The sequence below is a fragment of the Rhizobium sp. BK112 genome (assembly GCF_014193215.1).
GTDB lineage: Bacteria > Pseudomonadota > Alphaproteobacteria > Rhizobiales > Rhizobiaceae > Rhizobium > Rhizobium anhuiense.
Window position 1 is genome coordinate 256411 of the sequence record NZ_JACHYZ010000011.1, and the last position, 26977, is coordinate 283387.

The 26977-nt window shown below is 58.2% G+C and carries 27 protein-coding genes and 3 pseudogenes; 19 read left to right on the plus strand and 11 right to left on the minus strand.

Annotated elements, in window-relative coordinates; all coding sequences use genetic code 11:
- The first annotated feature begins 281 nt into the window (after positions 1 to 281).
- The 5 genes from FHT75_RS27300 (at position 282) to FHT75_RS27320 (ending at position 5331) form a co-directional block, all read left to right on the plus strand.
- Positions 282 to 1667: an FAD/NAD(P)-binding protein gene (locus FHT75_RS27300; RefSeq protein ID WP_063474015.1), complete on the plus strand. Its 1386-nt coding sequence runs from the start codon at positions 282 to 284 to the stop codon at positions 1665 to 1667.
- A 594-nt stretch (positions 1668 to 2261) separates the two neighbouring features.
- The gene (locus FHT75_RS27305; protein ID WP_028758973.1) at positions 2262 to 3101 is read left to right on the plus strand and encodes a transporter substrate-binding domain-containing protein; all 840 of its coding nucleotides are present in this window, start codon (positions 2262 to 2264) and stop codon (positions 3099 to 3101) included.
- Between the two features lie 118 nt (positions 3102 to 3219).
- A complete protein-coding gene (locus FHT75_RS27310; protein WP_047613797.1) occupies positions 3220 to 3882 on the plus strand; it encodes an amino acid ABC transporter permease in 663 nt (220 codons plus the stop codon).
- 6 nt (positions 3883 to 3888) lie between these two features.
- Positions 3889 to 4548 (plus strand): amino acid ABC transporter permease, encoded by a 660-nt coding sequence (locus FHT75_RS27315; protein WP_028758971.1) that lies wholly within the window; start codon positions 3889 to 3891, stop codon positions 4546 to 4548.
- Between the two features lie 12 nt (positions 4549 to 4560).
- Complete coding sequence (locus FHT75_RS27320) at positions 4561 to 5331, plus strand: amino acid ABC transporter ATP-binding protein (RefSeq protein WP_063474013.1); 771 nt, start codon at positions 4561 to 4563, stop codon at positions 5329 to 5331.
- 190 nt (positions 5332 to 5521) lie between these two features.
- Here the strand turns inward: FHT75_RS27320 and FHT75_RS35965 are convergent.
- Positions 5522 to 5914 (minus strand): annotated as a pseudogene (locus FHT75_RS35965) (PIN domain-containing protein).
- Positions 5911 to 6042: pseudogene (locus FHT75_RS35970) on the minus strand (prevent-host-death protein); the annotation flags it as partial. The pseudogenes FHT75_RS35965 and FHT75_RS35970, both read right to left, overlap by 4 nt.
- A 211-nt stretch (positions 6043 to 6253) precedes the next feature.
- Between FHT75_RS35970 and FHT75_RS27325 the strand changes: the two are divergent.
- The 5 genes from FHT75_RS27325 (at position 6254) to FHT75_RS27345 (ending at position 9897) form a co-directional block, all read left to right on the plus strand.
- Entirely contained in the window at positions 6254 to 6997 is a 744-nt protein-coding gene (locus FHT75_RS27325) for a GntR family transcriptional regulator (protein WP_063474012.1), read from the plus strand.
- Between the two features lie 3 nt (positions 6998 to 7000).
- Complete coding sequence (locus FHT75_RS27330; protein ID WP_063474011.1) at positions 7001 to 7786, plus strand: transporter substrate-binding domain-containing protein; 786 nt, start codon at positions 7001 to 7003, stop codon at positions 7784 to 7786.
- 80 nt (positions 7787 to 7866) lie between these two features.
- Positions 7867 to 8538, plus strand: a complete 672-nt coding sequence (locus tag FHT75_RS27335; protein WP_047616948.1) for an amino acid ABC transporter permease — start codon at positions 7867 to 7869, stop codon at positions 8536 to 8538.
- Entirely contained in the window at positions 8535 to 9194 is a 660-nt protein-coding gene (locus FHT75_RS27340) for an amino acid ABC transporter permease (protein WP_063474010.1), read from the plus strand. The genes FHT75_RS27335 and FHT75_RS27340 overlap by 4 nt, the downstream gene beginning before the upstream one ends.
- On the plus strand, positions 9172 to 9897 hold the full coding sequence (locus tag FHT75_RS27345; RefSeq protein WP_047613813.1) for an amino acid ABC transporter ATP-binding protein: 726 nt from the start codon (positions 9172 to 9174) through the stop codon (positions 9895 to 9897). The genes FHT75_RS27340 and FHT75_RS27345 overlap by 23 nt, the downstream gene beginning before the upstream one ends.
- A 70-nt stretch (positions 9898 to 9967) precedes the next feature.
- Here FHT75_RS27345 and FHT75_RS27350 read toward each other — a convergent pair whose 3' ends face one another.
- Positions 9968 to 10141, minus strand: coding sequence for a hypothetical protein (locus FHT75_RS27350; protein ID WP_244604819.1), 174 nt, complete (start codon positions 10139 to 10141; stop codon positions 9968 to 9970).
- Positions 10142 to 10189: 48 nt separating this feature from the next.
- Here FHT75_RS27350 and FHT75_RS27355 point away from each other — a divergent pair, with 48 nt between their 5' ends.
- From FHT75_RS27355 to FHT75_RS27380, 7 genes and pseudogenes are all read left to right on the plus strand, one after another.
- Positions 10190 to 11071 (plus strand): alpha/beta hydrolase, encoded by an 882-nt coding sequence (locus FHT75_RS27355; protein WP_097543285.1) that lies wholly within the window; start codon positions 10190 to 10192, stop codon positions 11069 to 11071.
- 127 nt (positions 11072 to 11198) lie between these two features.
- A complete protein-coding gene (locus FHT75_RS27360) occupies positions 11199 to 11864 on the plus strand; it encodes a class I SAM-dependent methyltransferase (protein ID WP_183845261.1) in 666 nt (221 codons plus the stop codon).
- A gap of 465 nt (positions 11865 to 12329) precedes the next feature.
- Positions 12330 to 12776, plus strand: a complete 447-nt coding sequence (gene fabZ, locus FHT75_RS27365; RefSeq protein WP_174824469.1) for a 3-hydroxyacyl-ACP dehydratase FabZ — start codon at positions 12330 to 12332, stop codon at positions 12774 to 12776.
- Positions 12776 to 12901: pseudogene (locus FHT75_RS36300) on the plus strand (FAD-dependent oxidoreductase); the annotation flags it as partial. The gene fabZ and the pseudogene FHT75_RS36300, both read left to right, overlap by 1 nt.
- Before the next feature lie 198 nt (positions 12902 to 13099).
- The gene (locus FHT75_RS27370; RefSeq protein ID WP_246712971.1) at positions 13100 to 14368 is read left to right on the plus strand and encodes a GMC oxidoreductase; all 1269 of its coding nucleotides are present in this window, start codon (positions 13100 to 13102) and stop codon (positions 14366 to 14368) included.
- A 73-nt stretch (positions 14369 to 14441) separates the two neighbouring features.
- Positions 14442 to 14747 (plus strand): hypothetical protein, encoded by a 306-nt coding sequence (locus tag FHT75_RS27375; RefSeq protein ID WP_246713320.1) that lies wholly within the window; start codon positions 14442 to 14444, stop codon positions 14745 to 14747.
- A complete protein-coding gene (locus FHT75_RS27380) occupies positions 14731 to 15456 on the plus strand; it encodes an SDR family NAD(P)-dependent oxidoreductase (RefSeq protein ID WP_183845259.1) in 726 nt (241 codons plus the stop codon). Before FHT75_RS27375 ends, FHT75_RS27380 begins: the two co-directional genes overlap by 17 nt.
- Before the next feature lie 17 nt (positions 15457 to 15473).
- Here the strand turns inward: FHT75_RS27380 and FHT75_RS27385 are convergent, their stop codons facing one another.
- From FHT75_RS27385 to FHT75_RS27395, 3 genes are read right to left on the minus strand one after another with little or no spacing between them, the layout of a single operon-like run.
- Positions 15474 to 16727, minus strand: a complete 1254-nt coding sequence (locus FHT75_RS27385; RefSeq protein WP_183845258.1) for an acyl-CoA reductase — start codon at positions 16725 to 16727, stop codon at positions 15474 to 15476.
- The gene (locus FHT75_RS27390) at positions 16711 to 17751 is read right to left on the minus strand and encodes a long-chain fatty acid--CoA ligase (protein ID WP_183845257.1); all 1041 of its coding nucleotides are present in this window, start codon (positions 17749 to 17751) and stop codon (positions 16711 to 16713) included. The genes FHT75_RS27385 and FHT75_RS27390 overlap by 17 nt, the downstream gene beginning before the upstream one ends.
- Before the next feature lie 6 nt (positions 17752 to 17757).
- Positions 17758 to 18954 carry a DegT/DnrJ/EryC1/StrS family aminotransferase gene (locus FHT75_RS27395; protein WP_183845256.1) on the minus strand — a complete coding sequence of 399 codons (1197 nt, stop codon included), beginning with the start codon at positions 18952 to 18954 and terminating at the stop codon, positions 17758 to 17760.
- 492 nt (positions 18955 to 19446) lie between these two features.
- Between FHT75_RS27395 and FHT75_RS27400 the strand changes: the two genes are divergently transcribed.
- Positions 19447 to 20331: a glycosyltransferase family 2 protein gene (locus FHT75_RS27400; RefSeq protein WP_028758662.1), complete on the plus strand. Its 885-nt coding sequence runs from the start codon at positions 19447 to 19449 to the stop codon at positions 20329 to 20331.
- Between the two features lie 60 nt (positions 20332 to 20391).
- On the opposite strand, the gene FHT75_RS27405 is transcribed toward FHT75_RS27400, so the two are convergent.
- Genes FHT75_RS27405 through FHT75_RS27425 form a run of 5 tightly spaced genes read right to left on the minus strand, consistent with a single transcriptional unit; the run spans position 20392 to position 24561 of the window.
- Positions 20392 to 21774, minus strand: coding sequence for an AMP-binding protein (locus tag FHT75_RS27405; RefSeq protein WP_183845255.1), 1383 nt, complete (start codon positions 21772 to 21774; stop codon positions 20392 to 20394).
- On the minus strand, positions 21775 to 22014 hold the full coding sequence (locus FHT75_RS27410) for a hypothetical protein (protein WP_007637453.1): 240 nt from the start codon (positions 22012 to 22014) through the stop codon (positions 21775 to 21777). It abuts the gene before it with no gap.
- Positions 22015 to 22023: 9 nt separating this feature from the next.
- On the minus strand, positions 22024 to 22677 hold the full coding sequence (locus FHT75_RS27415; protein WP_183845254.1) for an acyl-ACP--UDP-N- acetylglucosamine O-acyltransferase: 654 nt from the start codon (positions 22675 to 22677) through the stop codon (positions 22024 to 22026).
- Positions 22678 to 22688: 11 nt separating this feature from the next.
- A complete protein-coding gene (locus FHT75_RS27420; RefSeq protein WP_183845253.1) occupies positions 22689 to 23663 on the minus strand; it encodes a transketolase family protein in 975 nt (324 codons plus the stop codon).
- Positions 23656 to 24561 (minus strand): transketolase, encoded by a 906-nt coding sequence (locus FHT75_RS27425; RefSeq protein ID WP_244604821.1) that lies wholly within the window; start codon positions 24559 to 24561, stop codon positions 23656 to 23658. The genes FHT75_RS27420 and FHT75_RS27425 overlap by 8 nt, the downstream gene beginning before the upstream one ends.
- Positions 24562 to 24825: 264 nt before the next feature.
- Here FHT75_RS27425 and FHT75_RS27430 point away from each other — a divergent pair, with 264 nt between their 5' ends.
- Complete coding sequence (locus tag FHT75_RS27430; RefSeq protein WP_183845252.1) at positions 24826 to 26970, plus strand: TonB-dependent siderophore receptor; 2145 nt, start codon at positions 24826 to 24828, stop codon at positions 26968 to 26970.
- Positions 26971 to 26977: the final 7 nt, after the last annotated feature.

Genomic DNA, 26977 nt, shown 5'->3' on the forward strand with positions numbered 1-26977 from the left:
ATCTTCGCAGCAGCTCCAAAATTCCTCTCTTTTTTCGTGAGAAACGGGAAATTATTTCCAAGTCGCCGCATCACCCGTCACCAGTGCTCGGGAAGAGCTTGAAGCGAGCAGCCGCAAGGAAGCCAAGGCTCGCCAGACACCAAAGCCGGGCCGTCATCACTTGAAGTCGAATAGTGCTTGCGTTCCGGATATAAATTTCTATGGTTTTAGTAGAGAATTATGCGGCCGGTCGGTTCTGATGGATACAGAGCCGAGCGATCCAACGCAGAAGGAGCCAATGAATGACTCTTCTCTCCTCACGTTCTTCGAATTCGGAGAGCCGAGATGCCGACCATCTCGCAAGGATTGCGATCATCGGCCGGGGCTTTACCGGGATCATGACCGCAATCGCTCTTTTCAAGAGAGTCGATCGGCCCTTCCATCTGGTGATGTTCGATCCGCGCGCGAAGATCGATATTGGCGAGGGCATCAGTCAGCCCGCATCGACGGTGCTAACCAGCCGCGTTCGCGACCTTTCCGTCGATCCCGGACTCCCGGACGATTTTCGCCGCTGGCTGGAAACGGATGACACATGGCGCGATCGACTGATCTCGGATCCTGCCGGTCTCGAACACGCCTTTGTACCCGGAGATATTTTCAGCACCTATGTGTATAAACGCTTTTCCGAAGCCCTGACGCATCGGCCTGATGTGATCGTCCAGTTTGGCTCGGATGCGGTCACGGCGATCGACAGGCATCTGGACGGGGGATATTCCGTTTGCCTTGGAAGAGAGCAACTAACCCGCTTCGATGCCGTGTTTCTCGCGACCGGTTACGGCATGCGGGACAATACAGACGTGGCGCCTGCCGGCGGAGTGCGAAGCGCCGTCGTGATCGGCGGCGGCATCCATGCGGTCGACAGGGCGCTCGGTTTGCTGGCGGATGCCAAGATTTCCCATGTCACGTTGATCTCGGAATCGGGCTTCCTGCCTCAGTCGCATGCTCCCGCCGCCGTCGGAGCTGTTGTCACCGACCAACCCATGCCGCGGACGCTGCGCGGCGCGTTCCGTTTCCTGCGTGAGGCCGCCAGCAAAGCCGATCTGGAAGGTTCGGGATGGCAAGGCATTATGAACGGCTTTCGTTCACGTGCGCGCGATCTTTGGGCGGGATTGACGGCACAAGAGCGAGCGCGGTTCAAACGCCACGTGAAGGCCATTTACGACAGCCATCGCAACCGCTTGCCGCCGGAGCACTATCAGCGCCTGCATCATGCGATCGCCAGCGGCGCGATCGCCGTCAGGAAGGGCAAAGTGAATTGCATCGCCACCAACGGCGTGCTGTTTTCAGCGCCGGCCGGGCTCGAGGTCCTTCCCGCGGATCTGACGATAGACTGCCGCTTCCGGCCGTCCGGGACCGATAGCCCGCTGGTTCGCTCGCTTATCGTTGCAGGCCTTGCAACGCGGGACGAACTGGAGATCGGCATCGTCGTCGACGAATTCGGGCGGACCAAGGCGAGCGCGTTGCACGGGCTGTTTGCGATGGGGCCACTCGGCCTGGGCAGTCTTCCGGATATCGATCTGGTGCCTCAGATCGTCTTGCAGAGCCATGCGGCTGCGTCGTTGCTCAACAGCTGGATCGGCGAAACGGCCAAAGCGCGGCACGTCGCCAAAACCTTTGGCGACGCGTGAACGTTATCTGCGTCAGGCCGTTCGCGATGCCTGGATGGCTGTCGGTGACGCAAGCGGCGGCAGCTCCGGATTGGAGCGGAAATCCTCTCCGACATAATCGGTGTCGATTGGCATCATAGAGCGCGTTGACGATCTCGATGAACTCGGCGGCGCGCTTATAACGTTCCTCCGGCTCGGCAGCATCTTTCCAAAATCAACGTGCCTTGCGAGCGGCAGCGGCGTTGATTCATCGGGGGAAGGGCGGGAGCCTCCGGGCCAGCTCGATCTAGCCGCGACCATATGGCGAGAAAGCGCAAGGCAGCCGGATCGCGAGGCGCCGGCTCCGAGGGCTGCATCTTCGACCTCCATCAACCCACCGAAAATGAGACTCGCCAATGTCCGCCAAGTCGCTGGCGGCAAGGTCATGGCGGTGAACCTCTGAAACAAGAGGGAAATGCTGCACTGCCGAAAAAATCGCCACGCGCGCCACTGCGCGTTTTTTCGGCATGCCCCATTGACAATTTCTCCTTGATGGCACTTGATAAGTCCATCCAATAAAATAGACATGTGTCCGGTATATTGGATTAACTGGAAACATCCATTAAGGGGAACGCCATGACCATTTCCTTTCGCACCGGCGTGCTGTCGCTGATCGCTGCCGCCCTGTTGTCCACGCCTGCGCTGGCTGAAGGCAGCAAGCTCGATGAAGTGCTGGCCCGCGGGCACCTCGTCCTCGGCACGGGCAGCACCAATGCGCCCTGGCACTTCAAGAGCGCCGACGACAAGCTTCAGGGCTTCGACGTCGACATGGGCCATATCATCGCCAAGGCCCTCTTCGGCGATCCTGAAAAGATCGAGTATGTGAACCAGTCCTCCGACGCCCGCATCCCGAACATCACCACTGACAAGGTCGACATCACCTGCCAGTTCATGACCGTTACCGGCGAGCGCGCCCAGCAGGTTGCCTTCACCATTCCTTATTATCGCGAAGGCGTGGGCCTGATGCTGAAAGCGGACGGAAAATATGCCGATTACGCCGCCCTCAAGGCCGCCGGCTCCTCCGTCACCATCTCCGTCCTTCAGAACGTCTATGCCGAGGCCATGGTGCATGCCGCCTTGCCGGAGGCGACCGTCGATCAGTACGAATCCGTCGACCTGATCTACCAGGCGCTGGAGTCGGGACGTGCCGATGCAGTCGCCACCGACCAGTCGTCGCTCGCCTGGTACATGACGCAGAATCCGGGCCGCTATAAGGATGCCGGCTACGGCTGGAACCCGCAGACCTATGCCTGCGCCGTCAAGCGCGGCGATCAGGATTGGCTGAACTTCGTCAACACCGCCCTGCACGAAGCCATGACCGGCGTTGAGTTCGACTTTTACGCCAAGTCCTTCAAGACCTGGTTCGGCAAGGATCTGACGCCGCCGCAGATCGGCTTTCCCGTCGAATTCAAGTAACATCCATGCGGAGCGGGACTTGCTCCCGCTCCGCTCGATTAAAGAGTGAGAGTGTGACGTCGTCCGAAAACTGTTCGCACTTTTCGGCATCACGCTCTGATCTGAAAGGGCAGCCCGTATGGGTTACACTTTGAATTTCGCGGCCGTCTGGCGCAATTTCGATTTTCTTTTGAGCGGGCTTGCGCTCAGTCTCGGCCTCGCGGTGATCTCGATCCTGATCGGAGCCGTGATCGGTCTCGTCGTGGCCTTCGCACTGACCTCCAAGAGCCGCTTTGCGGTCGTGCCGGCCCGGGCCTATGTCACCGTCATTCGCAACCTGCCGATTCTCGTCCTGGTGCTTTTCGCCTTTTTTGCGCTGCCGCAGATGGGCCTGCGCCTCGACAAGATAAAAAGCTTCGTCCTGGTTCTATCCCTCTATTCCGGCGCCTATCTGGCCGAGGTGTTCCGCGCCGGACTGCTGTCGATTCCCAGAGGACTGACGGAAGCGGGCCTTGCCATCGGCCTGACGGGCATGCAGATCCGCAGTTCCATCATCGCGCCGCTGATGCTGCGCAACGTGCTGCCATCGCTGTCTTCGACGATCATCTCGCTCTTCAAGGACACCTCGCTCGCCGCCGCCATCGCCGTGCCGGAACTGACCTTTGCCGCCCGCAAGATCAATGTCGAGAGTTTCCGCGTCATCGAAACCTGGATGGTCACATCGGCCCTCTATGTCGCGACCTGTTTCCTCATCGCCGCCGTGATGCGTTTCGTCGAACGCCGTCTGGCCCTGCCGAGATAGACCCTGATGTCCCACACCTTTCTCGAACAACTCTGGATTGCCCGCTACGTCATCATGAACGGCATCGGCGTGACCGTGTCGATCTCGCTGCTGGCCATCCTCGCGGGCTCCGTGCTCGGCGTTTTCGTCGGCTTGGCGCTCGTCTACGGCGGCGTCATTTTGCGTCTGGTCGTGCGCGCCTATACCGATATCATCCGCGGCACGCCGGTGCTCGTGCTGGTGCTGGCGAGCTACTACGTCTCCGCCGCCGTCGGCCTCGATCTCGGGCCGTTCTCGGCAGGCGTGCTCGCCCTTGCTATCTTCTGCTCCTCCCATGTCGGCGAAATCGTCCGTGGAGCGCTTCAGGCGATCCCGAAGGGACAAACCGAAGCCGCCAAGGCGATCGGCCTGACCTTTACCCAGACCTTCACCTCGGTGCTGTGGCCGCAGGCCATGCGCCAGTGCCTGCCGGCCTGGGTGAATACGGCGGCCGAGATGGTGAAGGCCTCGACGCTGCTCTCCGTCATCGGCGTCGCGGAGCTTCTCCTGCGTACGCAGGAAATCATCTCCCGCAATTTCATGAGCCTCCAGTTCTATTTCCTGGCCGGTGGTCTCTATTTCATCATCAACTATGGCATCGAGCACTTCGGCAAATATGTCGAGCGCAAGACCGCCCTGCCGTCCTGAGGAGTTCCCCCGATGGCCAAGACCATTCTCGACATCAAGGGTCTGCGCAAGACTTACGGCATCCACGAAGTCCTCAAAGGCGTCGATTGCGCCGTGGAGGAAGGCGAAGTCATTTCCATCATCGGCTCGTCCGGCTCCGGAAAGACCACCCTGCTGCGCTGCATCAACATGCTGGAGGAATTCCAGGGCGGCACGATCAGCCTCGATGGCGAGGAGATCGGCTACCGCGCGGAAGGGACAACGCGACGACGCAAGAGCGAGAAGGAGATTGCACGACAGCGCGCGCTGACCGGCATGGCGTTTCAGCAGTTCAATCTCTTCCCGCATATGAGCGCCGCCGAAAACGTCATGCTCGGCCTCGTCAAGGTCAAGAAAATGACGAAGCCGGACGCTCGCGCCATCGCGGAGAAATGGCTCGATCGTGTCGGCCTTGCCGCCCGCGCGAACCATTATCCCGGACAGCTTTCCGGCGGCCAACAGCAGCGTGTCGCGATCGCCCGCGCCATCGCCATGTCGCCCAGGCTGATGCTGTTCGATGAGGTGACCTCGGCACTCGATCCGGAACTGGTGGGCGAAGTGCTGCAGGTCATCAAGGGGCTTGCCGCCGACGGCATGACCATGCTGCTCGTCACCCATGAGATGCGCTTTGCCTATGACGTTTCGTCACGCGTCATCTTCATGAACCAGGGCGTCATCTGCGAGGAAGGCAATCCGAAGGAGATGTTCGTGCATCCGAAGACCGAACGGCTGGCGGAATTCCTCAAGACCTCGAGTTTCAACTAGAGCAATTCCAGCAAAAGTGCGAAGCGGTTTTGCGCCCGGAATTGCGTGAAAACAAAGAGATAGAGCATTTCCATGATTCGGAGAAAACCGGAAATGCTCTAATGCATGTCGCCCAAAGGTGCGTAGCGGTTTTGGGCAAACGATTTGCATAAATAAAGAAAAATCCCACGGCGCTCCGCTCTGCGGATCGTCACGGGCGCTCGGTCCAAGGATCGACAAGCTCGATCCCAAAGCCCTCTAATCCTTTATATTGCGGGCGGCGAGGGTGAGATCATGAGTAATCGCGGTGGCGGCAATCAGGCCGTCCATTGACGACAAGCCGCGTCCGCTTCGCTTTGCGAACCCCATCAAGTCGCCCCAGCCTATCGCAACCGGCTGGCAGGTCCTGGGCAAGCCATTCGGCCAGCACGTCGCGATTCCGACCGCTTGCCATCAATGCAACGCCACGCCGGATCTCCGCGATCGATACGACGCTGATGAAAGAGCGATCCTCATCGAGACTGTCCAGCCATTGCAAGGCATGTGTATCGGGACGCGGCCGTGTCACCTCGGAAAGCACATTCGTGGCCGGCAGAAGTCTCACAGCTGGAGATCACGCGGTTCGTCGCGCTGCCGTTCGAGATCCAGATCGGCGCCACGCAAAAGCGATTGCATCAGAAACTCTGCAAGGGCTCCCTTGCGCGCGGTCTTCCGCTGCCATTCCCCGGCCGAACCGGTCTTGCCGCAAGCAGCTTTTCGAGAGTGAAGGGGCTTTGTGGGCTTTGGGCGGCCGGCGCCGATCCGGATTGACAACGAGTTGCCGACACTCGCTCAATTTACGTTCAGTCTGCATTCCCAGGGTGCAAATTCCAGCCGCCGAATCCGAGATATCCTGGAAATCCTGAACGCAGAATTTTGGCACGCGCTTTGCTTTCTGTCTTGTATGCAAGATAGCCAGACATCCGAGACCACGCAGAAGACCATCGAGGAAACGATCGTTTCCGGGATTCTGTCAGCCAAGATCCGGCCCGGTACGCGGCTCAGCGAAAACCAGCTGGCAACCCTTTTCGGCGTGTCCCGCACCCGCGTTCGCGAAGCCATGATGCGCCTGGAAACACGCGGCATCGTACATGTCAGTCCGAGACGGGGCTGGTTCGTCGTCGAGCCGTCTGCCGAAGAGGCGATCGCGGTCTATGAGGCGCGGCGCGTCATCGAGGCCGGATTGCTGCGCAGCATGCGCGTGCTGACAGACGAGGGACATAAAGCTCTCGACGCGCATTTGAACGAGGAAAAAAGCGCCATGGCTGCCGGCGACCGCCAGCGCCTGACCTATTTGATGGGCGATTTTCACATCCGCATCGCAGAATTGAGCGGGAACGCCATCATCGTCGACATCCTGCGCGATCTCACCGCGAGGACGATCCTCATTTCGATGCTCTATCAGTCTGAATTTCATGCGACACAGTCTCACGACGGGCATTGCCGCATCTTCGAAGCGATGCAGGCGGGCGATTTCGGCAGAGCTGCGGAGCTCTCCGTCGAACATCTCGACGAAGTGGAAATGGGCCTCGACCTCACCGCGCGTCCGGATCCGCTCTCGGAACTGCGCAATTCCCTGTCCCTTCCTCCCAGAGCCGTATCCCCAACCGTCAGACCCAAAAAATCACAACTTCAAAGGAGCAATTGAAACATGCTGACAAGACGATTCTTCTTCGCAATCGCGACCCTGGCTGCAACCTTCGGCTTCGGCTCGGCGTCCTATGCCGATGCTCTCGCCGACATCACGGCGCGCGGGACGCTGCGTGTCGCCGTCCCGCAGGATTTCCCGCCCTTCGGTAGCGTCGGCACCGATATGGCGCCGATGGGCTACGATATCGATGTAGCCAATCTCATTGCCGAAAAGCTGGGCGTCAAGACCGAACTCGTGCCGGTCACCAGCGCCAACCGCGTCCCCTATCTGCAGACGAACAAAGTCGATCTGGTCATATCGAGCCTCGGCAAGAATGCGGAGCGCGAAAAGGTGATCGATTTCTCGGCAGCCTATGCCCCCTTCTTCAATGGCGTGTTCGCGCCGGCCGATCTTTCGATCGCCAAGGCGGAGGATCTTGCGGGCAAGAGCATCGGCGTCACGCGCGGCGCCGTGGAGGACCTCGAACTGACGAAGATCGCGCCGGCCGATGCGACGATCAAGCGCTACGAGGACAATAACGGCACCATCTCCGCCTTCCTGTCCGGCCAGGTCGACACCATCGCCACCGGCAACGTCGTGGCCGCTGCGATCCTCGCTAAAAATCCTCCCAAGCGCCCTGAGCTGAAGTTCCTCATCAAGAATTCGCCCTGCTACATCGGCCTCAACAAGGAGCAGGCGGCGCTTCTGGAGAAGGTGAACGGCATTATCGCCGCCGCCAAAACCGATGGATCGCTCAACGCCATATCGCAGAAGTGGCTCGGCGCTGATCTCCCGTCGGATCTCTAAGGACCCGGTCTTACCAACGTCATCCCGCGCCCGCACGCGGGATGACGTGACGCTCGGTCACCGCAAGAGGGGACAATTCCTTGAGCTATCATTTCGAATTTGGCTGGCTGCTGCAATATTACCCTGAGATCATCAAGGGCATACTGGTCACCCTGGAGCTTATCGCGATCGGCGGTGTGCTCGGCATTGCCCTCGGCATCTTCTGCGCCTGGGTGCGCGCACTCGGCCCGGCCTGGCTGAAACCTGTCGTTGCGACCTATGTCGAACTGATCCGCAACACGCCCTTTCTGATCCAGCTCTTTTTCATCTTCTTCGGTCTGCCGTCGCTCGGCCTCCAGCTTCCCGAACTGACGGCCGCCAATCTCGCGATGGTCATCAACCTCGGCGCCTATAGCTGCGAAATTATCCGTGCGGGCATCCAGGCGACCCCGAAGGGCCAGTTCGAGGCAGGCGAGAGCCTCGCCATGACGCGCTTCGAAACCTTCCGCCATGTCGTTCTCGTGCCGTCACTGCAGCGCATCTGGCCGGCGCTATCGTCGCAGGTCGTCATCGTCATGCTCGGCTCATCGGTCGTGTCGCAGATCGCCGCCGAGGATCTGACCTTTGCGGCGAACTTCATACAATCACGAACCTTCCGCGCCTTCGAGGCCTACATCGTCTCGACATCAATCTATCTCGTCCTGGCAATCCTGCTCCGGCAGCTGCTGGGAGTGGTCGGCGGGTTCATTTTCCCGAGGAGGGCGGCACGATGATCGAGTTCACACTCTGGGACATCCTGCGCAACCTGCTGCTCTCCACCCGCTGGACGATCCTGCTTTCGCTCGTCTCGTTCATCGGCGGCAGCGTGGTCGGACTGGGGCTGCTGTTCCTGCGCATCAGCAAGCGCAAGGCATTCAGGGCAATCGCGAAATATTATATCGAGCTCTTCCAGGGCACGCCGCTGCTGATGCAGCTCTTCATCGCGTTTTTCGGCCTCGGCCTCTTCGGGATCGACGTGCCGGCCTGGCTTGCCGCGGGTTTGGCGCTCATCCTGTGGAGTGCTGCCTTCCTCGCCGAGATCTGGCGCGGCTGCGTCGAAGCGGTCGCCAAGGGGCAATGGGAAGCCTCCGCCAGCCTTGGCATGGGACGGCTGCAGCAGATGCGCTACGTCATCTTGCCCCAGGCGCTGAGGGTCGCCATACCGCCCACCGTCGGTTTCTCCGTTCAAATCGTCAAGGGTACGGCGCTGACCTCGATCATCGGCTTCGTCGAACTGTCGAAAGCCGGCACCGTGGTCACCAATGCCACCTTCCAGCCCTTCACCGTCTACGGGCTCGTCGCCCTCATCTATTTCGCCCTCTGCTGGCCTTTGTCGAAAAGCAGCCAGATCCTGGAAAGGAAGCTCAATGTCGCTCATCGAAATCACTGAAGTCCGCAAGAGCTATGGAACCACCGAGGTGCTGAAGGGCATCAATCTCGATGTCGAGGCTGGCGAAGTCATCGCCATTATCGGCAAGAGCGGCTCGGGAAAATCGACCCTGCTTCGCTGCATCAACGGCCTGGAGACCATCACCGACGGCTCGATCTCCGTGGCCGGCGCGCAGCTCCTCGATGACGAAGTGCATCTGAAGGCCTTGCGCCTCAAGGTCGGCATGATCTTTCAGCAGTTCAACCTCTTCCCGCACCTGACGGTCGGCGGCAACGTCATGCTGTCGCAGACCGTGGTCAAGAAAACCCCGAAGGCCGAAGCCGAAGCCACCGCCCGCAAGATGCTGGAGCGGGTGGGGCTGGGCCACAGGTTCGACGCCTATCCGGACGAGCTCTCGGGTGGCCAGCAGCAGCGCGTCGCCATCGCCCGCGCGCTCGCCATGCAGCCTGCAGCCCTTCTCTGTGACGAAATCACTTCCGCGCTCGATCCGGAACTGGTCGCCGAAGTTCTGGCCGTCGTGCGCGAGCTTGCCGCCGAGGGCATGACACTGCTGATGGTAACCCACGAGATGAAGTTCGCCCGCGACGTCTGCAACCGTGTCGTCTTCATGCATCAGGGCCGGGTCCACGAAGCAGGCCGGCCGGAGGAAGTCTTCGCCAATCCGCAGACGGCAGAGCTGAAGCAGTTCCTCGGTGTCAGTTAAGAAACGACGACATGCTCTCGCTTATGCCGGCCGGCGTCGTCGGCCGGCAGGATGAGAACGCACTGAGCCACTAGCGTAGCTCTTCATCCAGTTCCGCGTCGACGGCATCCAGAGCCGAAAAGGGCAGCATTTCTCCGCGCCGGGATTCCTCTTCCGCCCGCAACAGCGAGCATAGGGCATAGCGGCCATCTTCTTCGCGTGCCATATCTTCGCGAATAAGGGCGTCCAGATATTCACTCGGCATCGTGTACTGGCTCTTCCCGTTGGCGCGCATATCGACAAGGCGATTCTCATGACCATTCCTTCCAGCGTCTATTCAATGCCCGGAACGTGTTTTTTCGATCTGACTCCTGTCGCGGGCGGCGAGCCCTATCGCATATTCCTGTCCATTCCGGCAGAGAGACCACCAGCGGAAGGATGGCCGCTTCTCGTGTTGACCGACGGCAACGCCACTTTCCCCTTCGCGGTCGCCAGCTTGGTCACGCAGGCACCTTATCCCACGGGAACGAATGTCGGCTGGGGGGTGATCGCGGCGATCGGCTATCCGTGCGACGCGCCCTATGATCCACTCCGCCGGTCTTGGGATCTAGGGCCTCCGCCGGTCAAATCCTATCCGCCCTTCGTTGAGGGCGGTCCGCCGGTTGTCATCGGAGGGACCGGCAAGCTGCTCGATTTCATCGAGCACGAGCTTATACCGCGGATTGCAGAGATGGTGATCCTGGATCCCATGCGCCGATCGCTTTTCGGACATTCCTTCGGCGGCCTCTTTACTCTCTATGGCCTGTTCGAGCGTCCAAGTCTGTTTGCCAATTGGATTGCCGCCAGCCCAACCATCTATTGGGAGAACAGTGAAATTCTCAAGAATGAGGCGAACCGCCAAGTCATACCGGGAAAGGCATCCTTCCTGCATTTGTCCGCCGGAGAACACGAAGGCGATGAGCTGGCACCCTTCCAGTACCGGAACGAGGATGCCGCGACACGTCTGGAGAAGAGGAAGATCGAGCGGACCGTCCTCCTGGCGCGGGAGATGGCGGAGCGATTAAACGGCACCGCCGACGGATTGCGTACCGAATTCGAGCTGTATGCCGGCGAGACCCATATGTCGGTTCTTGCGGCGGCCGTCAATCGCGCGGTGAGCATTGCGTTCGCCGTCCAGGATTTGGCCGACAGATAACGCTCTCTGCAAAGGCTTCATCGGCGAAATGGCCTCCCCTCGGGAGTTGGTGGGGGCACTCCATATTGACAGAATCAGAGCAATAACACATCGAAGAAATGGTAAAAATCTGGCAGGGGACTGGGTAATGGATAGTCTAATAGCGCTGATGACGGACCCTGCAGTGCGGGCACGCGTCGACAACGAATGGGATAAGCTGGAGACAGATTTTGCCGCAGCTTATGCCGCGATGCCAGTCAAGTACATGTCCCGAACAGAATTGTCCTTTCATTCCTACGTGAAGCTTTTGGGATTTCTCAGTATCGACGTGGCCTCACTCGAGGGAGACATCGTTGAGATCGGCGTCTGGAAAGGCAAGTCTCTCGCCTTTATGCAAAGGCTTTCGTCGCCTTCGACAAAACTCGTTGGAATCGATCCATTCGAATTGCCAGGACAACTTCAAGAAGTCGATTATTTTCGCAATGTTCTTTATAGAACCTGCATTTTGGTAAGAGGCTACTCGCAAAATGCCATCGAGCGCACGCTTCAGGCCACCAAACGGTTCAAGATTTTGCATATCGATGGCGGTCATGCGAGCGAGAATGTATGGGCAGATTTCCTTCTTTATGAGCGATTTGTCGTACCTGGTGGGTATATCGTCTTCGACGACTATGGCGATTTTGCCCATTCACCAGAAGTAGGACCCGCCGTAGATAGAATAGGTGCAGCGGGCCTTTTCGAAAATTATGATGTTTTGGGTCAATTGCCGGAGTACGAGAGCAGCTATGTCCTGCGAAAGCGAAAGGGCGAGTGAAATTCCCCGCTTCTCGAACGCCGGCGAGCATTCTGTCTTTACCCTCAGCCAGCTTTCGCGAGCTGCCTAAGACGCCTTAACACTTTCAATCCTCGCATCGGCCCGAAAATCGATTCCGATTTTCGGGCCGATGCGCTGGTAGGCGCACCATTGCAATCCATGACATCGACGGTTATCGCATTTTCGGTATAGCTGACGGCACTCCGGAAGCATGAGTTCGTTTGCTTTGATAAGCCGTTGTTCTCGTTCTCAATGAGAGCCACACTGGCTGGTGAAACCAGCCTATAGGCGCCTTTGCAGCGCAAGTTGGGCGGGGTTTCTGCGCAAGCCTGCGGCAGGGTTGGCTTGCTAAGTCGCAGTACGCCTTCACTTCGCGAGTCAGATCCATGAACATTGCTTATCCAGGATCGTGCTGCCGCATATGCTGAATTTAGCTGTCAGACAGGAGTAAGAACATTGGGATTCATGTTGAACGCGGAAGCGCTGAAGGATTATCAGCCAAATCGATATCCTTTCCTGATGATCGACTGCGTCACCGATGTCGAGCCAGGTAAATATGCAAAGGGCTACAAGAACCTCTCCAACAACGAGTGGTATTTTCCCATCCACTTTCCCGGCCGTCCGAACATGCCCGGCGCGCTGCAGCTTGAGGCGATGGCGCAGATGCTCACCGTCGCGATCACCACGCAGGAAGGGCTGAAGGGGATGGTCACTCATGCGCTTCAGCACACGGTGCGGTTTCGCAAGGAAGTTCTGCCGGGAGAGTGCCTGCAGATCGAAGCTTACGTGGACAGCTGGCGACGCGGCATATGTAAGGGTCACGCGACGGGCTATACCAACGGCACGATCGCTTGCGAGGCCGATATGTTGATTACGATACCGGAAATCCTAGAGCAGTTTCTTCCGAAGTAATGGACCGTTTCCACTTCATCATTGTCGGAGCCGGGGCCGCGGGAGCGGCAGCGGCCTGGCGGTTGACGTCGAAGGGATATCGGGTGCTGTGCCTTGACCGCGGCCCGCGGATGGAGCCCTCCAGTTACCCATCCACAGGCCCGGACTGGGAGATCCGAAAGAGGGCGGAGTTCAACCCAGCAATTGCAGAACGGCAGAACCGTTTCGATTACCCGGTTGATGACGCAGATTCCCCGATTGCGGTATGCAACTTCAACGCTGTTGGTGGTTCAACGGTGTTGTATTCCGGTCATTTTCCACGGTTTCTTGAGCCTGATTTCTCGTTGAAGACCAATGAGGGCCTCGGTGAGGACTGGCCGCTGAGCTATGCCGAACTGATGCCGTATTTCGCATTGAACGAACGGCAGATGGGCATGTCCGGTCTCGTCGGCGATCCCTATTATCCGCACATCGAGGAGGCGCTTCCGCCTGTGCCGCTTGGCGTGGCGGGTGCCCGGCTCGCTCGGGCGTTCAATGAAAAACGCTGGCACTGGTGGCCAAGCTTTGCCGCAATCGCCACGCGGGACAAGGGCGGGCGCAGTGCCTGTCTCAACCTTGGCCCTTGCAACACGGGCTGCCCGCAAGGGGCCAAGGCGAGTGCCGACAATACCTATCTGACGGATGCGTTGAGGCAAGGACTAACGATTGTTCCCGAATTCGCTGTGTCGCGCGTCCTTGTCAAGGACGGTGTGGCCTATGGTGTCGAGGGTTTTGATGCGAACGGCGAGCGCCATGCGTTTCACGCCGACAACATCATCCTTGCTTCAAGCGCTATCGGTACGCCGCGCATTCTCCTCAACTCGAGGAATGCCGAGCGCCCGACAGGGATCGGCAATACGATGGGTCTCGTCGGCCGCAATCTGATGATCCATCCGCTTGGTTATGTGGAAGGCATCTTTGCCGAGCGGATGGACACGGACGCCGGCCCGCAGGGGTGCATGCTTTACAGCCTGCAGTTTTACCGTTCGCAAGAGGCGGGGCATAAGCTTGGTTATATGATGCATGCATTGCGGGGGACAGGCCCTGTCGAGACGGCGATGTCTGCGCTCGGCAAACGCAAGCTGCGTTTCGGGAGCGATATCTATGGCGATTTCGATGCGCTCTACGGCAAGCAACTCCTTGTGGCGATCATCTGCGAAGATCTGCCGGAGGTGGAGAATAGGATCGAGCTGGACGAAACACGACAGGATCGTTTCGGAGATCCGGGCATCAAGGTTCACTACAAGCTGCACGAAAATACGAAAAAGATGATGGTGCGCGGCATGACCCGCGGGCGCGAACTCATGGCGGCGGCGGGAGCCGTGAGAAGCTCGGCCTATGGCCCGGTCCGCAACGCCGGATGGCATCTGCTCGGAACCGCGCGGATGGGCGACGATCCGCAGCACTCCGTCGTCGATCCATCGGGAAAAGTTCACGATACCGACAACCTCTACGTGATCGACTCCAGCGTCTTCGTCACCGGTTCCTGCGTTAATCCTGCCAATACCATTCAGGCAGTTGCCCTTCTCCTTTCGGATCGTATCGATGAACGTGTCAGACAGACCATTCTATAAACTGCTGGCAAGGATGTTTCCCGGTGAACCAGAAAGGTCGGTCCCGGCATTCGATGCAATTGCGGCCGCGCGCTTGGAAGAGCGGTTTGCCGGTCTGGCCGAGATTGATGCATTGATTCTGAAGGAGACGGAGGCCGCATGGCCGGAGGACGTCAATGTCCTGCTCAAGGCGCTGCGAAGTGGCGCACCGGATCTGGTCGATCATTTCACAGAGCAAGCGGTGGTCCTCTATTTTTCGACGCCGGCCGTCTCCAAGGCTCTCACCGGCAAACCGGTTCCGCTTTTCCCGAACCGGACCATTATGGACGATATCGACTATGATCTCCTGGAACCGGTGATCGCCAATTGCGGAGGGCTTGCAGATGCCGAACGATCCTGAACGCGTTGCGGTCGTAACAGGCGGCAGCAGAGGTATAGGTCTCGCCGTTGTTCGGAAGCTGGTCGGGGACGGTTTTTCAGTCGCTGCCTGCAGCCGCCATCCGTCTCCCGCACTTCCGACGGGGGATGAAGGCGATGTCCGCTTCTTCCAGCTCGATCTCGCCGACCCGAATTCGGTGAAGGAATGTGCGCAGGCACTTCACCGGCAATACCAGCGCATCGATGCGCTGGTGAATTGCGCTGGTGTCGCTGCCGGCGGGCTGTTTTCGATGGTTTCGATCCAGGATCTGAAACGGATATTCGACGTTAATTACTTCAACCAAATTCTGTTTTCTCAATATGTGGCGAAGAGAATGGTACGCGCGAAGGCAGGCTCCATCGTCAATATCGCATCGACCGCCGGACTGCTTTCAGACGCGGGAACGCTCGCTTATGGGGGCAGCAAAGCTGCGCTGATCCACGCCACAAAGGTGATGGCGACCGAGCTGGGGCCATTCGGGATTCGCGTCAATGCCATTGCGCCCGCGGTGGTCGAAACCGACATGGCTCTTCAGATGGACGAAAAAGCAAGAACAGCGTTGGATGAGCGTTCGGCATTGGAGGGAGTGGTCGAAGTGGCCGACGTGGCCGAACTTGTCGCCTATCTGGTGTCCGATGCATCATCAAAGATGACCGGACAGATCCTGCGGCTGGACAGGGGGCTGCATTGAATCGCGAGCTGAACCGCTCAGTTCTGGAAACTCGCTAAAGCCGTTGCGGATATTGCTGCATTCTCGCGCCCTTCCACTATTTCGACGCGCCGGGATAGAAGCGACAGAATGTCCTTGCCATCCCAGAAGGGGTTGATATCGAGCGCCTTGCCGATAGGGACGATGCGGTCGATCGCGTGATTGGCAGAACCCGACTGGAGAGCGAGGAAGAGCGCCTGCGGTTGCAGTCCGAAATAGGTCAGTGTCTGTTCCTGCGGGCGAAGAAACGCTGCGATGTCGGAAGGCGCCTGTACGTCAATTTCTGCAAACTGGCCGAAGCGCAGCCGCGTTTCCTTCGGCAAGGATTGGCCGATACACCAGATATCCGGCGAATAGCGGTTGAGCGCCAGGGTTCCCCCGGTCGTGCGTATTGCATTCATCAGGTCGAGAAACTTGTCCAGTCGTGCGACCGTATCCAGACGAAAGTCCTGGCGATGCAGCTCTTCGTCGAGATGATGCCAGAAATCGACCTTGGCTTTGGCGATCGCGGCCGGTTCCCCAAGCCAGAAGATCTGACTTGGCGAGGAGCAGGCATTCTGGTCGACCAGATAGGTGTCGTTGAAGAAATCTCGCGCCAGTTTCGTCTTCTGTTCCGTCTCAAGCGCGGAATAGGCGCTGGCGTCGATCGCGGCCGATGATGTCCGGTCCGGAAAATAAAGCTCGACGGATCGAGGCTTCTTCGGCAGCGAGCGGAATTCGGCGACGGTCGCGTCGCCTCCCCAAACTGTCAGGCCATCAACCGCTGCAACGATCTCCTTGAGCTTGGCACTTCCCCGCGCCGTCTGGATGAATACATTGCCAACTGCGATCGATCGGAATGTTTCCGACTCTGCAGCGCCGTCGAATGCCCGCAAGAAGATATCGTTCTGTGGAAACGCCTTGCTCGGCATGCGCACAATGTTCGAATTGCCGGACAGCATGCCGAAGACCAACGAGAAGGCGAAATTGACGGGAATATTGGATGGCGCGATATGGGCCACAGTACCCCATCCACTGCGATATTCTGCATCTCGATATTGCTGCGAGAGTGTCCGCAGATTCGCCTTGCGGCAGAAATAGGCGAAGGTAACGAGGTCCGGATAATGCCGGGCATCGTTGTCCTTCATCAGACGACGGGAAAGCTCATGCAGAAAATCGACAACCCGCTCATCGAAGAAAGCGTGGCGTGACGAAAGATCGAATTGCTTCAGCCAGTCGCCCGCTTCGAACCTGTCGTCACGAATTATAGGCATCGCTGCATCCTCGAATTTCCGCCTTCTGCAGTCGGCCGTTGATTTTGACGATCGTGTTTCGATTGCCGCAGGAGCAGGATGCGCCGTCGAGCGTGAAGCCGACATCCTCAGTCAGCAACGAGTGGCCCGGATAGCTCTTCTGGATGGAGGAGAAGACCTGGATAAGGCCTTCCCGGCCGTGCGGGAGCGCATCGAGCGACGAAGTATCGCGAATGAGGGCATCGGAGCCGGGTGCGGCATGCATATTGCCGTGTTCGCACTCCATGAAGATCGTACCCGTTTGCTCGACCATGCCGTAATAATTCCGTATGTCGCTACAGCCGGTCCATTCGCGGACCTCGTCCTTGAACATCGCATCCGAGATCTTCTGATCGGCGAGTTTCTTCCATCCGCCGCCGTGCAGCAGGAAACTGTTTGACAGGTTGAGCCGCACATTCTGGCGGCGCAGCATCTGAACAAAGTTCAACCAGACGATAGAAGTGAAACCGAAGATGAAGATGCGGTTGTCGCGATTGCTTTCGGCGAAGGCCTGCACGCGATCGAGGTCGACGGAAAGTTCGTCGTCGAGCGCGAAATCGCGTCCTCTTGAGAACATGCTGAAACCATTGATCGCTGCCGTGCGCGCGGAAAATTTCCGACGATCGGCAACAGTGTTCTCCGCATCGATGACAAGCATCGGGAAGCGGCTTTTCGAGAAGGCGATCGAGAAGACCTCGACGAGCTTGCGCGATTGTGCCTGTGACGTTTCCTTGTCGAGATAGATCCTGGAAACCTGTCCGGTCGTGCCGGACGAGGTCATGATTTTGACGACCTCACTATCGGGGACGCTTTTGAGGTCGAAGTTCTTGAAGGCCCGGACTGGCAGATAGGGTGTTTCGGCGAGCGACGTCGCCGCGCGGTCGCCGAACATCGTGTGCACATAATGACCGTAAAGATCGCAATAAGCCTTGTGGTGCTCGGTCAACAAATTGATTTCGTTCAGGAACACAACAGGATCATTGGCGAGTTGGTCGTCGATAGCCATGGCGTTTCAGCCTCTTCGTCCCATGGCTGCCGTAGCAAGGCCGACCGTGGGCAGCGACGCCGAGTGATATTCCTCGTAGGTGGCGATCATGACGTTGAATATCCGTGCCAGATCGCTGGCGGTCAGCGCGCCGAAGAACGGCAGGCAAAGGACCTCCTTCGCCGCCTGAGTCGCTACCGGCAGGTTGGAAGCCTGCGCGGAAGGCTGGTTCTTATAGTGCGGGGCATCGCTGCAAAGCGGGTAGAAATATTTGCGCGCGAGCACGTTCTTTTCGCGGAATCTGCTGTAGAGGATGTCGCGTGTGAAGCCGGATTGATCGGGATCGATGCGTACCGGCAGATATTGATAGCTCGGCGTGACACCGGCCTGTGGCTCGAGGATGGTGACGCCGCGCATGGCGGAGATCAACGTGCGGTATTGCTCGAGCAATGACCGGCGACGTTCCCATTCATCCTTCACCATGTCGAGTACGGCAAGGCCGACGCCCGCTTGCAGTTCGTTCATTTTGCCGTTGAGGCCGGCGAGCAGGATTGTTTCTTCGTTGGCAATGCCAAAATTCCGCTGAAGGTAGATCGTGCGCTGAAGTTCCGCATGCGGTGAAATCAGCGCACCGCCTTCGACGGTATGAAAAAGCTTCGTTGCGTGAAAGCTGTGCATCGTGATGTCGCCGAAGAGGCTGATCGGCTTCCCGTCGACACGCGTGGCAAAGGCGTGAGCAGCGTCGTAGATGACTTTGATGCCGTGCTTTGCCGCGAGCGCATCAATGGCCTTCACGTCGCATGCAATGCCGTAGACATGAACGCCGAGGATGGCGCAGGTGCGGTCCGTGATAAGGCTTTCGATCCGAACCGGGTCGATGGTCAGCGTGACGGGATCGATATCGCAAAATACCGGCGTCAGTCCGCAGGCATCGATGACGTGTACACTCGCCGGAAAGGTGAAGGGCGTGACGATGACCTCGCCGCCGGCAGGCAGGTCGAGGCTTTTCAGCGCGATCTGCAGGGCGACGGTGCCGTTATTGAACAGGCTAACGAAGGGAACGTCGAGAAAGTGGGCAAGCCGTGATTCCAGTTCACGGTGCTGAGCACCCATGTTGGTCAGCCAGGCGGTAGCCCAGATGTCGGCGAGGGTACGGTTGACCGTTGCGAGATCGGGAAGGAGCGGCTTCGTTACTGGAACAATGGGTAGTTCGTTCGCCGTCATTTCACTGCTCCATATCACGATATATGCCACAAGGCGGAAACCGGGCCTTGATTGTCTCCGCAGACTAGGGGGGTTAGCTTTCTCGTGGCTTGCGCGCGGGATGCCGGACGGTCAGCAAGAGGGCAAAAGACTCGCACAAGGTTAAATTGGAAAAATCGGCGGCGAGATGGTTTGAGATGGGCCGTTTCCGCGCAGAAACCGCTTCCGAAAGTGCAGTCCGCCTGATGATCTCACACGCTTCGAGTGGTCGCCGTATCGTCGTCAATGAGGCGCCCGTGGAACATGCCGCAGCGAGCTGCTCTTCGACAACAAGCGTTTTGAGCAGACAACGACTGCCGGAAATCAGGGCACTGGCCGTGCCGCCCCATCGACAGTCGCCAGGCATCGACTTCATCCGACATTGAATCTCGTGCTGGGGAACTGCGCGCGCCGCGCCAGCGTCATGCCACTTCCAACCACTCACGGGTGAGACAACCGCAAAAAGGACCAGCAATGCCCCGAGTATCGATCTGCATCCCCGCCTACAAGCCGGATTTCTTTGAGCAAGCCTTGAAGAGTGCCATCGGGCAAAGCTATGGCGATACGGAGATTATCGTTTCAGACGATTGCCCAACGGATGCAATCGCAAATATCTGCGAGCGATATCAGCAGCATCTCTCCTATAGCCGAAATCCGAAGCCGAGCGAGTTTTCCAATGTCATCCGGCTGGCCAATCTTGCGAACGGCGAATACATCAAGTTTCTGTTCGATGATGACATTATCAACCCATTCTGCGTTCAGTTCCTGCTCGAGACACTGGAGGAGAGCCGCCATCTCGGCACGAGGCTCGCCTTTTCGCCGCGTTACCTGATCGATGGGAAAAACCGCATCACGTCGCTGGTCAATCACTTCGGCATCGCCGACCAGGCAAAGGTCATCGACGGCGGCGCCTTCATCCGTGTGACAGCTGTCAATCACATGAACCTGATTGGCGAGTTCTCGAGCGTGATGTTCCGAAAGGAAGATTGCTTCGACGAGAACGGCGCATTCCGCCTGTTTCGCGTCGATGAGGATGGGATCTTCCGCGGCATCCTTGATCTATCGGCATGGATCGATCTCGCCAAACGCGGCCCGATCATCGGACATCCGCATCCGCTTTCCTATTTCCGCCAGCATGCCAATTCGACCTCAAATCACGAGATCAATCCGCTCTTCATCAACGGCATTCTTTACTATGAGGAAGTAATGAAGATGGCCTTCGAAAAGGGCTATATGACAAGAGAGGATCTGCCGGCCTCCATGCGCCGTCTGCTCGAGCACTACGGCTACTGGCAGAACGCTTATCCGCAGTTGAGGGCCCGGATCGTCGACTTGCAGGCCATGCTGGCGAAGCTCTGATATTGCCGATAGGCTGCTGCAGGACAGATGCGGCTCTGCCGCCTTTGATTTCGCAGAGGTCTACAGGAAACGCTCGGACAGCGTAACGTAGTCCGGCTTTCCGGCGGAGGTGAGCGGTAGGGTTTCGGAGACAACCACCCTTGCAACAGACGGGTGGAAATTGAAGTTATCCTTCAATGCCGTCTGCGCTCGCTCCGCGTCCGGCTCCCTGATGCAGACCATCAGGCGGTTTTCGGCACCGATGACGATGCAATCAAGCCCGCCGGACTTCAGCACGGACTCCGCATGATCGAGATTGACTGAAATTCCGTGCAGTTTGATGAAGCGCTTCTTACGGCCCACGATTGTGATGAACCCGTCCTCATCGATTTTGGCATAGTCTCCGGTATAAAGTTTACCGTGGAATTCGTCGCCCTTTTCAAGGTCTTGAGCGGAGGTCGCATACCCCATCGACACGTTCTGGCCGACATAGAGCAGCTCACCTTCACCGATCGGCTCGCCCGTTTCCGCGATCAAAGCTCGACCGCCGGGCAGCGGAATGCCGACGCTTCCCAGCTTCTCGATCGCCTGGCCGGGGGGGACATAGGAAATGCGCGGGGCAGCCTCGGTCTGGCCATACATGGTGAAATAGCGCACGCCATGATCGGCGAAATACTGCCAGAAATGGCGAGTCAGTTCCGGTGCCAGGCGCCCGCCGGCCTGCGTCACGCAGACGAGATTGCCAAGGCAGGCCTCGCTCAGGCGAATGCGCCGCAATGTTTCGAATGTGAAGGGCACGCCGGCAAGGTCGGTAACTCTCTCCTCTTCGATCATTTGCCAAATGCTCCTGTCGAGGATGGACTTATCAGTCAACACCATGCAGGCGCGCGCAAATATCGTATTGTGGAGAACGGAAAGCCCGTAGGAGTAATGAAATGGCAGAAGGCTGACCGTAATGCGTTCTCCGGTCATGCCGAGATATTCGACGATCGAACGCGTGCAGGCATCGATATTGTTGGCCGTCAGTCGCACGCATTTAGGGTCGCCTGTCGAACCCGAGGTGGGAATGAGCAAGGCAAGATCTTGATGCAGCGTCGTGTTTACGACCGACGACCGCTCGAACAGAGCCTTTGTGCCCAATCGCCCGTTTGGCGCATAGTCTTCCAGCGCCATCTCTGCGGGAGCGACGATGTAACGGGGGGTATAGGCTCCCACGGTGCGTTCCAGCGAGTGACGGGTCAGTTCACCGTCGACCAACATGGGCACGAGGCCTTTCCGCAAGGCTCCCAGATAGGCCGCAACGGTTTCGGGCGACCGATCGCACAGAATCAGTACGATCGCCCTGTCGGCCTTGGAGAATAGCGCATCTCCGAATCCGAAAACGTCGTTGTAGCTGTAGCGGCGTCCATCGGCGATCAGGAACGTCCTGTCATCGGCGCCATCCGAGAGGCTTTGCCAGAACATTCAGAACGACACGCCGTATTTCTCGAGCGTCTTCAGGCCGGTCTTGTACGAGCCGAAATCGACCACGTCGTCCATATCAAGCATGATGTCGAACGTATCCTCAAGAGATGCGATAAGCGCCATGTGACCGACCGAGTCCCAAGCGCGGATGCTCTGATACTGGAGGCCGTCGCTCAAATCCTCGGCGCCAATACCGAACGTTTCGATGAAAGCGGCATCGTATTTTTCTTTGTTGCTCATGTCTTGCTCCTACTTGAACACTTTTTTGTCTTCGTTCCTGCGAACGACGCGCGCGGGATTGCCCAGCGCAATGACTTCATCCGGAATGTCGATATGCACGACCGAGCCCATGCCGACAATTGACGAGTGTCCGATTTGCACGCGTTCCTTGACGAGTGCGCCCATGCCCAGATAACTCAACGTCCCGACTTGCGTGCCGCCGCCCAGATTGACCATGGATGAGACGACGCAGTTTTCTCCTACCACAATGTCGTGGCCAAGGATCGAAGCTGTATTGACGGCAACGTTTCGACCGATCTTTGCCGTCGCCTGGATGGAGACATGCGGCGCGACGATCACGCCGTCGGCAATCTCCGCATACTCGGAAATGAAGGCATCGGGGGAGAAGATCGATTGAAGCACAAGGCCCAACCCTTCCACCTTCTCGAGAAGAGCTTTCCGGGCAAAAGGTTCACCGACTGCGATCGTTACTTTGGCGCCGGGAACGTGATCCCCCACGGCGACGACCGGAAACCCAAGCACCTCAGTCGCCGTCGGATGATCAACGATGAATGCACAATGATGCGGTTTCTGCAGGCCTCGGCGGATTGCCGATTGCAGTATGTCCATGGTTTCAATGCCGAGGCCGCCCGCCCCGTAGATGTACCAATGATCCAGACTCATGCTTCGATTTCCTATTGCAACAACTTTTCCTGCAGGAAACCGGCGATACCCTCGCCATCCAAGCGCGCAGCCTTCAGCATGAAGGCATAGTCACCAGTCTCGACGAAGCGATCCGGAATGCCGTGCGTCACGATGCGCGGAAACGGCATGCCCGAAGCATTGTAGTGATCAAGGATTGCGCTGCCGAGACCGCCAACCGTCGTGTGCTCCTCGATGACGAAAACCGTGCTGGCATGGCGAGCGACGTCAGCCAGTGCGACCGCATCCAGCGGCTTGATCGTATGCATGTTGAGGACGCCGACTTCCAGACCGGCTTCACTCAGCTTTTCAGCGGCCAGAAGGCAATGCCCGACCGTGGTGCCGCTCGAGATCAGCATCACCTCGCGTGGCGGCGTCAGCCAAACGGCCTTGCCGATTTCGAACGTGTAGTCTTCCGTATAGACGACCGGTGCATTGGGCGTGCCGGTCAGGCGGATATAGACCGGTTGGTCGAAGCCGACACAAGCCTCCAACGTCTTGTAAATTTCCGAGCAGTCGGCCGGCGATATGATCGTCAGGCCCGGCACAGTACGCATGACCGCGACATCCTCCAGGCCGAAATGGGAGTTGCCGAGATAAGCCATCGCCAGACCGCTACCAAGTGCGACGAGCTTCACCGGCTCGCCCATATAACCCATGTTCATGCGCACCTGTTCGCTTGCCCGCATTGAAGCAAAGGGCGCAAACGTCGAGGCGAACACGTCGAACCCCATGCGAGCGAGACCGGCAGCGCAGCCCACCATGTTCTGCTCGGCAATACCGGTATTAAGGAATTGGTCCGGATGTTCCTTGGAGAATCGGTCTAGACCGGAAGACCGCCCAAGATCGGCGCTCATCGCGATAATGTTCTCGTTTTCGGTCGCGAGCGCTGTCAGCGCCTGGCCATAAACAGCCCGCGGCCCGATGCGCGACCATGTGCGTGCATTACGGCTCGACAACTCAACCACGGAATTCTCCTTCCGTTTCCAGCTCCGACCCAGTGCTCTCGCCGAGCGCCTTCAGGCACTCTTCATAGACAGTTCCCGTGATGCGATTGTGATGCCAATCGTTGTTATTCTCCATGAATGACAATCCCTTGCCTTTCACGGTACGGGCGACGATGGCGGTCGGTATATCCGCGACCTGCTTTGCCTGCTGGAGTGCCGACAGGATCTGATGGTGATCGTGGCCATCGACATTGATGACGTTCCAGCCGAAAGCTTTCCAGATGTTCGTCAATGCAATTCTATTGCTATAGGTGGCATTCGGCCCGTCGTTGCGGAACCCGTTCTCATCAATGATCGCGGTAAGGTTGCCGACGCCCATTTCCGAAGCGGAAGCGGCGCTCTCCCAAACGGACCCTTCATTGCATTCGCCGTCGCCGAGAAGCACATAAACACGACGGTCTTGTTTGCGCTTGCGCATACCAAGGGCGATGCCCATGCCATAGGCAAGGCCCTGGCCCAAGCTGCCATTGGAGCTTTCGATGCCGAGCGCGACCTTCTTTACCGGGTGAGCGATCAGATCGCTGCCGTTTGTCTGAAAGGTCGCAAGCTTTTCGGCGTCGAAATAGCCGAAGTGATGCAGCACCGCCAGATAGCCCAGCACTGCATGCCCCTTGCTAAGAATGAAGATGTCGCGACCGTCCCATTGAGGTTCATGGGGGCGATGCGAAAGCACGTCGCCGAAGAGCGTATTCAACAGCTCTACCATGCTCAGGCTACCGCCGATGTGCGCCGACTGTCCGCACCGAAACGCGGTGTCGACGATTATACGACGAACCCGCGCACAGGACTCCTCGAAGCTTGTATTGATCATCAGGCTAGCTTGCATCTTTCGGAAGCGGTTTAGATCGGAATGGTCCATCTCAAACCATCCCATTGCCGATCCTTCCAATTGAAGCTTGTGCGGGTCTGTTGCCGCTTCGTTGCCCGCCCCCAAGCCCGATCGAGACTGCCGGGCGCGCGGCCCGTGTTGCTCCAAAACCTCAAGGTTCGACTGGGTGCAAAGATGGTCACAAACCGTGATTATTAAGTTGACTCCAATTCTCCTGTTTGAGTAAACGCAACCTTAGCAGTGGCCGGAGGGGCGGCCGTCACACTGCCCGATATTGGTCTGACAGGGGATAGTATGACAGTGGGACTACAGGGAAAGTTGCGCATGCTCACAAGCCGATTGGTTGCGAGCAGCGCGTTGATAACGGTGTCATTCGGATCGGCAGGCATCGGCTGGGCACAGGACAATTCGGCCGAAGAGGCGACGCAATTGGCCCCGATCGTCATAACGGGCAAGTCGGATCGTGTGGTTGGCCCGGATCGCACCATCGTCGCCAAGAATACCGCCACCGGCACCAAAACAGACACTCCGGTCATCGATGTCCCGGCCTCCGTATCGGTGGTGACGCAAAAGGAGTTGGAAGAGCGTCATGTGGACAATCTTCAGCAGGCGGTCGCTTATACTGCCGGCGTCTTTTCGGATGAGTTCGGCAACGACGACCGGTACGATTATATAAGAATTCGCGGCTTTGATCAGACGGCGCTCGGCACCTATCGGGATGGTCTGGCGGCGCGTATTCCCGCGTGGTTCACGGCCAGCCGCCTTGAACCCTATGGTCTTCAGCGCGTCGAGGTCCTGAAGGGATCGACTTCGACCCTCTTCGGTCTCAACGGTCCGGGAGGACTGGTCAATGCGATCACCAAGCGGCCCTTGGATGAGAAGCATGGCGAAATCTACACCTCCTATGGTGATGGCACCAAGGAAGTAGGCGCGGATTTCGGCGGGCCGATCGATCCCGACGGCGTGTGGAGCTACCGGCTTACCGCACTTGCCAAGGACGGTGATCAGGGCTGGGATCATTCGAACGACGACCGCACCTACGTTGCACCGGCCCTGACGATCAAACCGGAAGAGGGGACCTCGCTCACCATCCTGACCGACTATTACAAACGCGATGGAACGGGCGCGCGCGGATTTCCCACGGACGCCGATATCGATATCGACACCTTCCTCGGCGAGCCGGACTTCAATCGCTTCAATACGGAGCAGGCCGACATCGGCTATCAGTTCGAACACGAGATCAATGAAAATCTGACCTTTCGCTCGAATGCCCGCTATACGCATCTCGAGCTCGACTATGCCGAAGTCTATGGCGCATCACTGGATCCGACCGCCGATCGAACGGCGTTCTCGGTCGACGGCATGTCCAACCGTTATGCCATCGACAATCAGCTGCAATATGATGCGACATGGAACGGGATCGACAGCAAGACGCTGGTCGGCGTCGATTACACCAACGACAATACGCGCGAGAACATCCTGTTCGGGACGGCCGGACCGATCGATATCAACGACCCCGTCTATTGCGGTCTCTCCTGCATCAATCTCGGCCCGTACGTGAACTGGCGCGTCAAGCAGCAGGCGGTCGGGATCTACGCACAGGAGCAACTGACCTTCGACGACCGATGGATCGTTACCCTGGGCGGACGATGGGACCATGTCCACACGACTGCGGATTATCTCGACAGCGGGACAAGCGACGACGACACGGCGTCAGCCTTCACCAAGCGTGCCGGGCTGACGTATAAATTTACGCCGAATCTCGCAGCCTATGCGAACTATTCGGAAAGCTTCCAGCCGCTCGTCGCGCAGACCGCAAACGGATACACCGTGACGGGCTCGCTGAAGCCACAGGAAGGTGAACAATACGAGATTGGCCTCAAATATCGCCCTGATGGGTTTGATGGCCTCTTCACCTTGGCGCTGTTTGATCTTACCCAAACGAATGTGCCGAGCTATGTCACCCCTCTGGTTCAGGAGCAGATCGGCAAGGTGGGTGTGCGCGGCATCGAACTCGAAGGCAAAGCCGCAATCAACGACAGGCTTAATCTCACGCTTGCTTATTCCTATTGGGACGCCGAAATCCGCGAGGACGGCACCGGCGGCAACATCGGTAACCGGCCTTCACGCGTGCCGCGGCACTTGGCATCCGCCTGGCTCGACTACACGATCCCCGGAGACGGAAAGCGCGGCGACCTGACGCTCGGCGGCGGTGTGCGTTATATCGGCCAGTCCTATGGGGACGATGCAAATACCGTGTCGGTTGCCGCCTACACGCTGTTTGATGCCGCGGTCAGCTACAAGGTGACCGAGGACGTGACGCTTGCCGTCAACGCGACGAACCTGTTCGATCGCAAATATATCGCCAGCAGCTACTACGGAACTGAGTTCTACGGCGATCGGCGCAAGGTCGTCGGCACGCTGAAGTATTCCTGGTAAAGGTGAC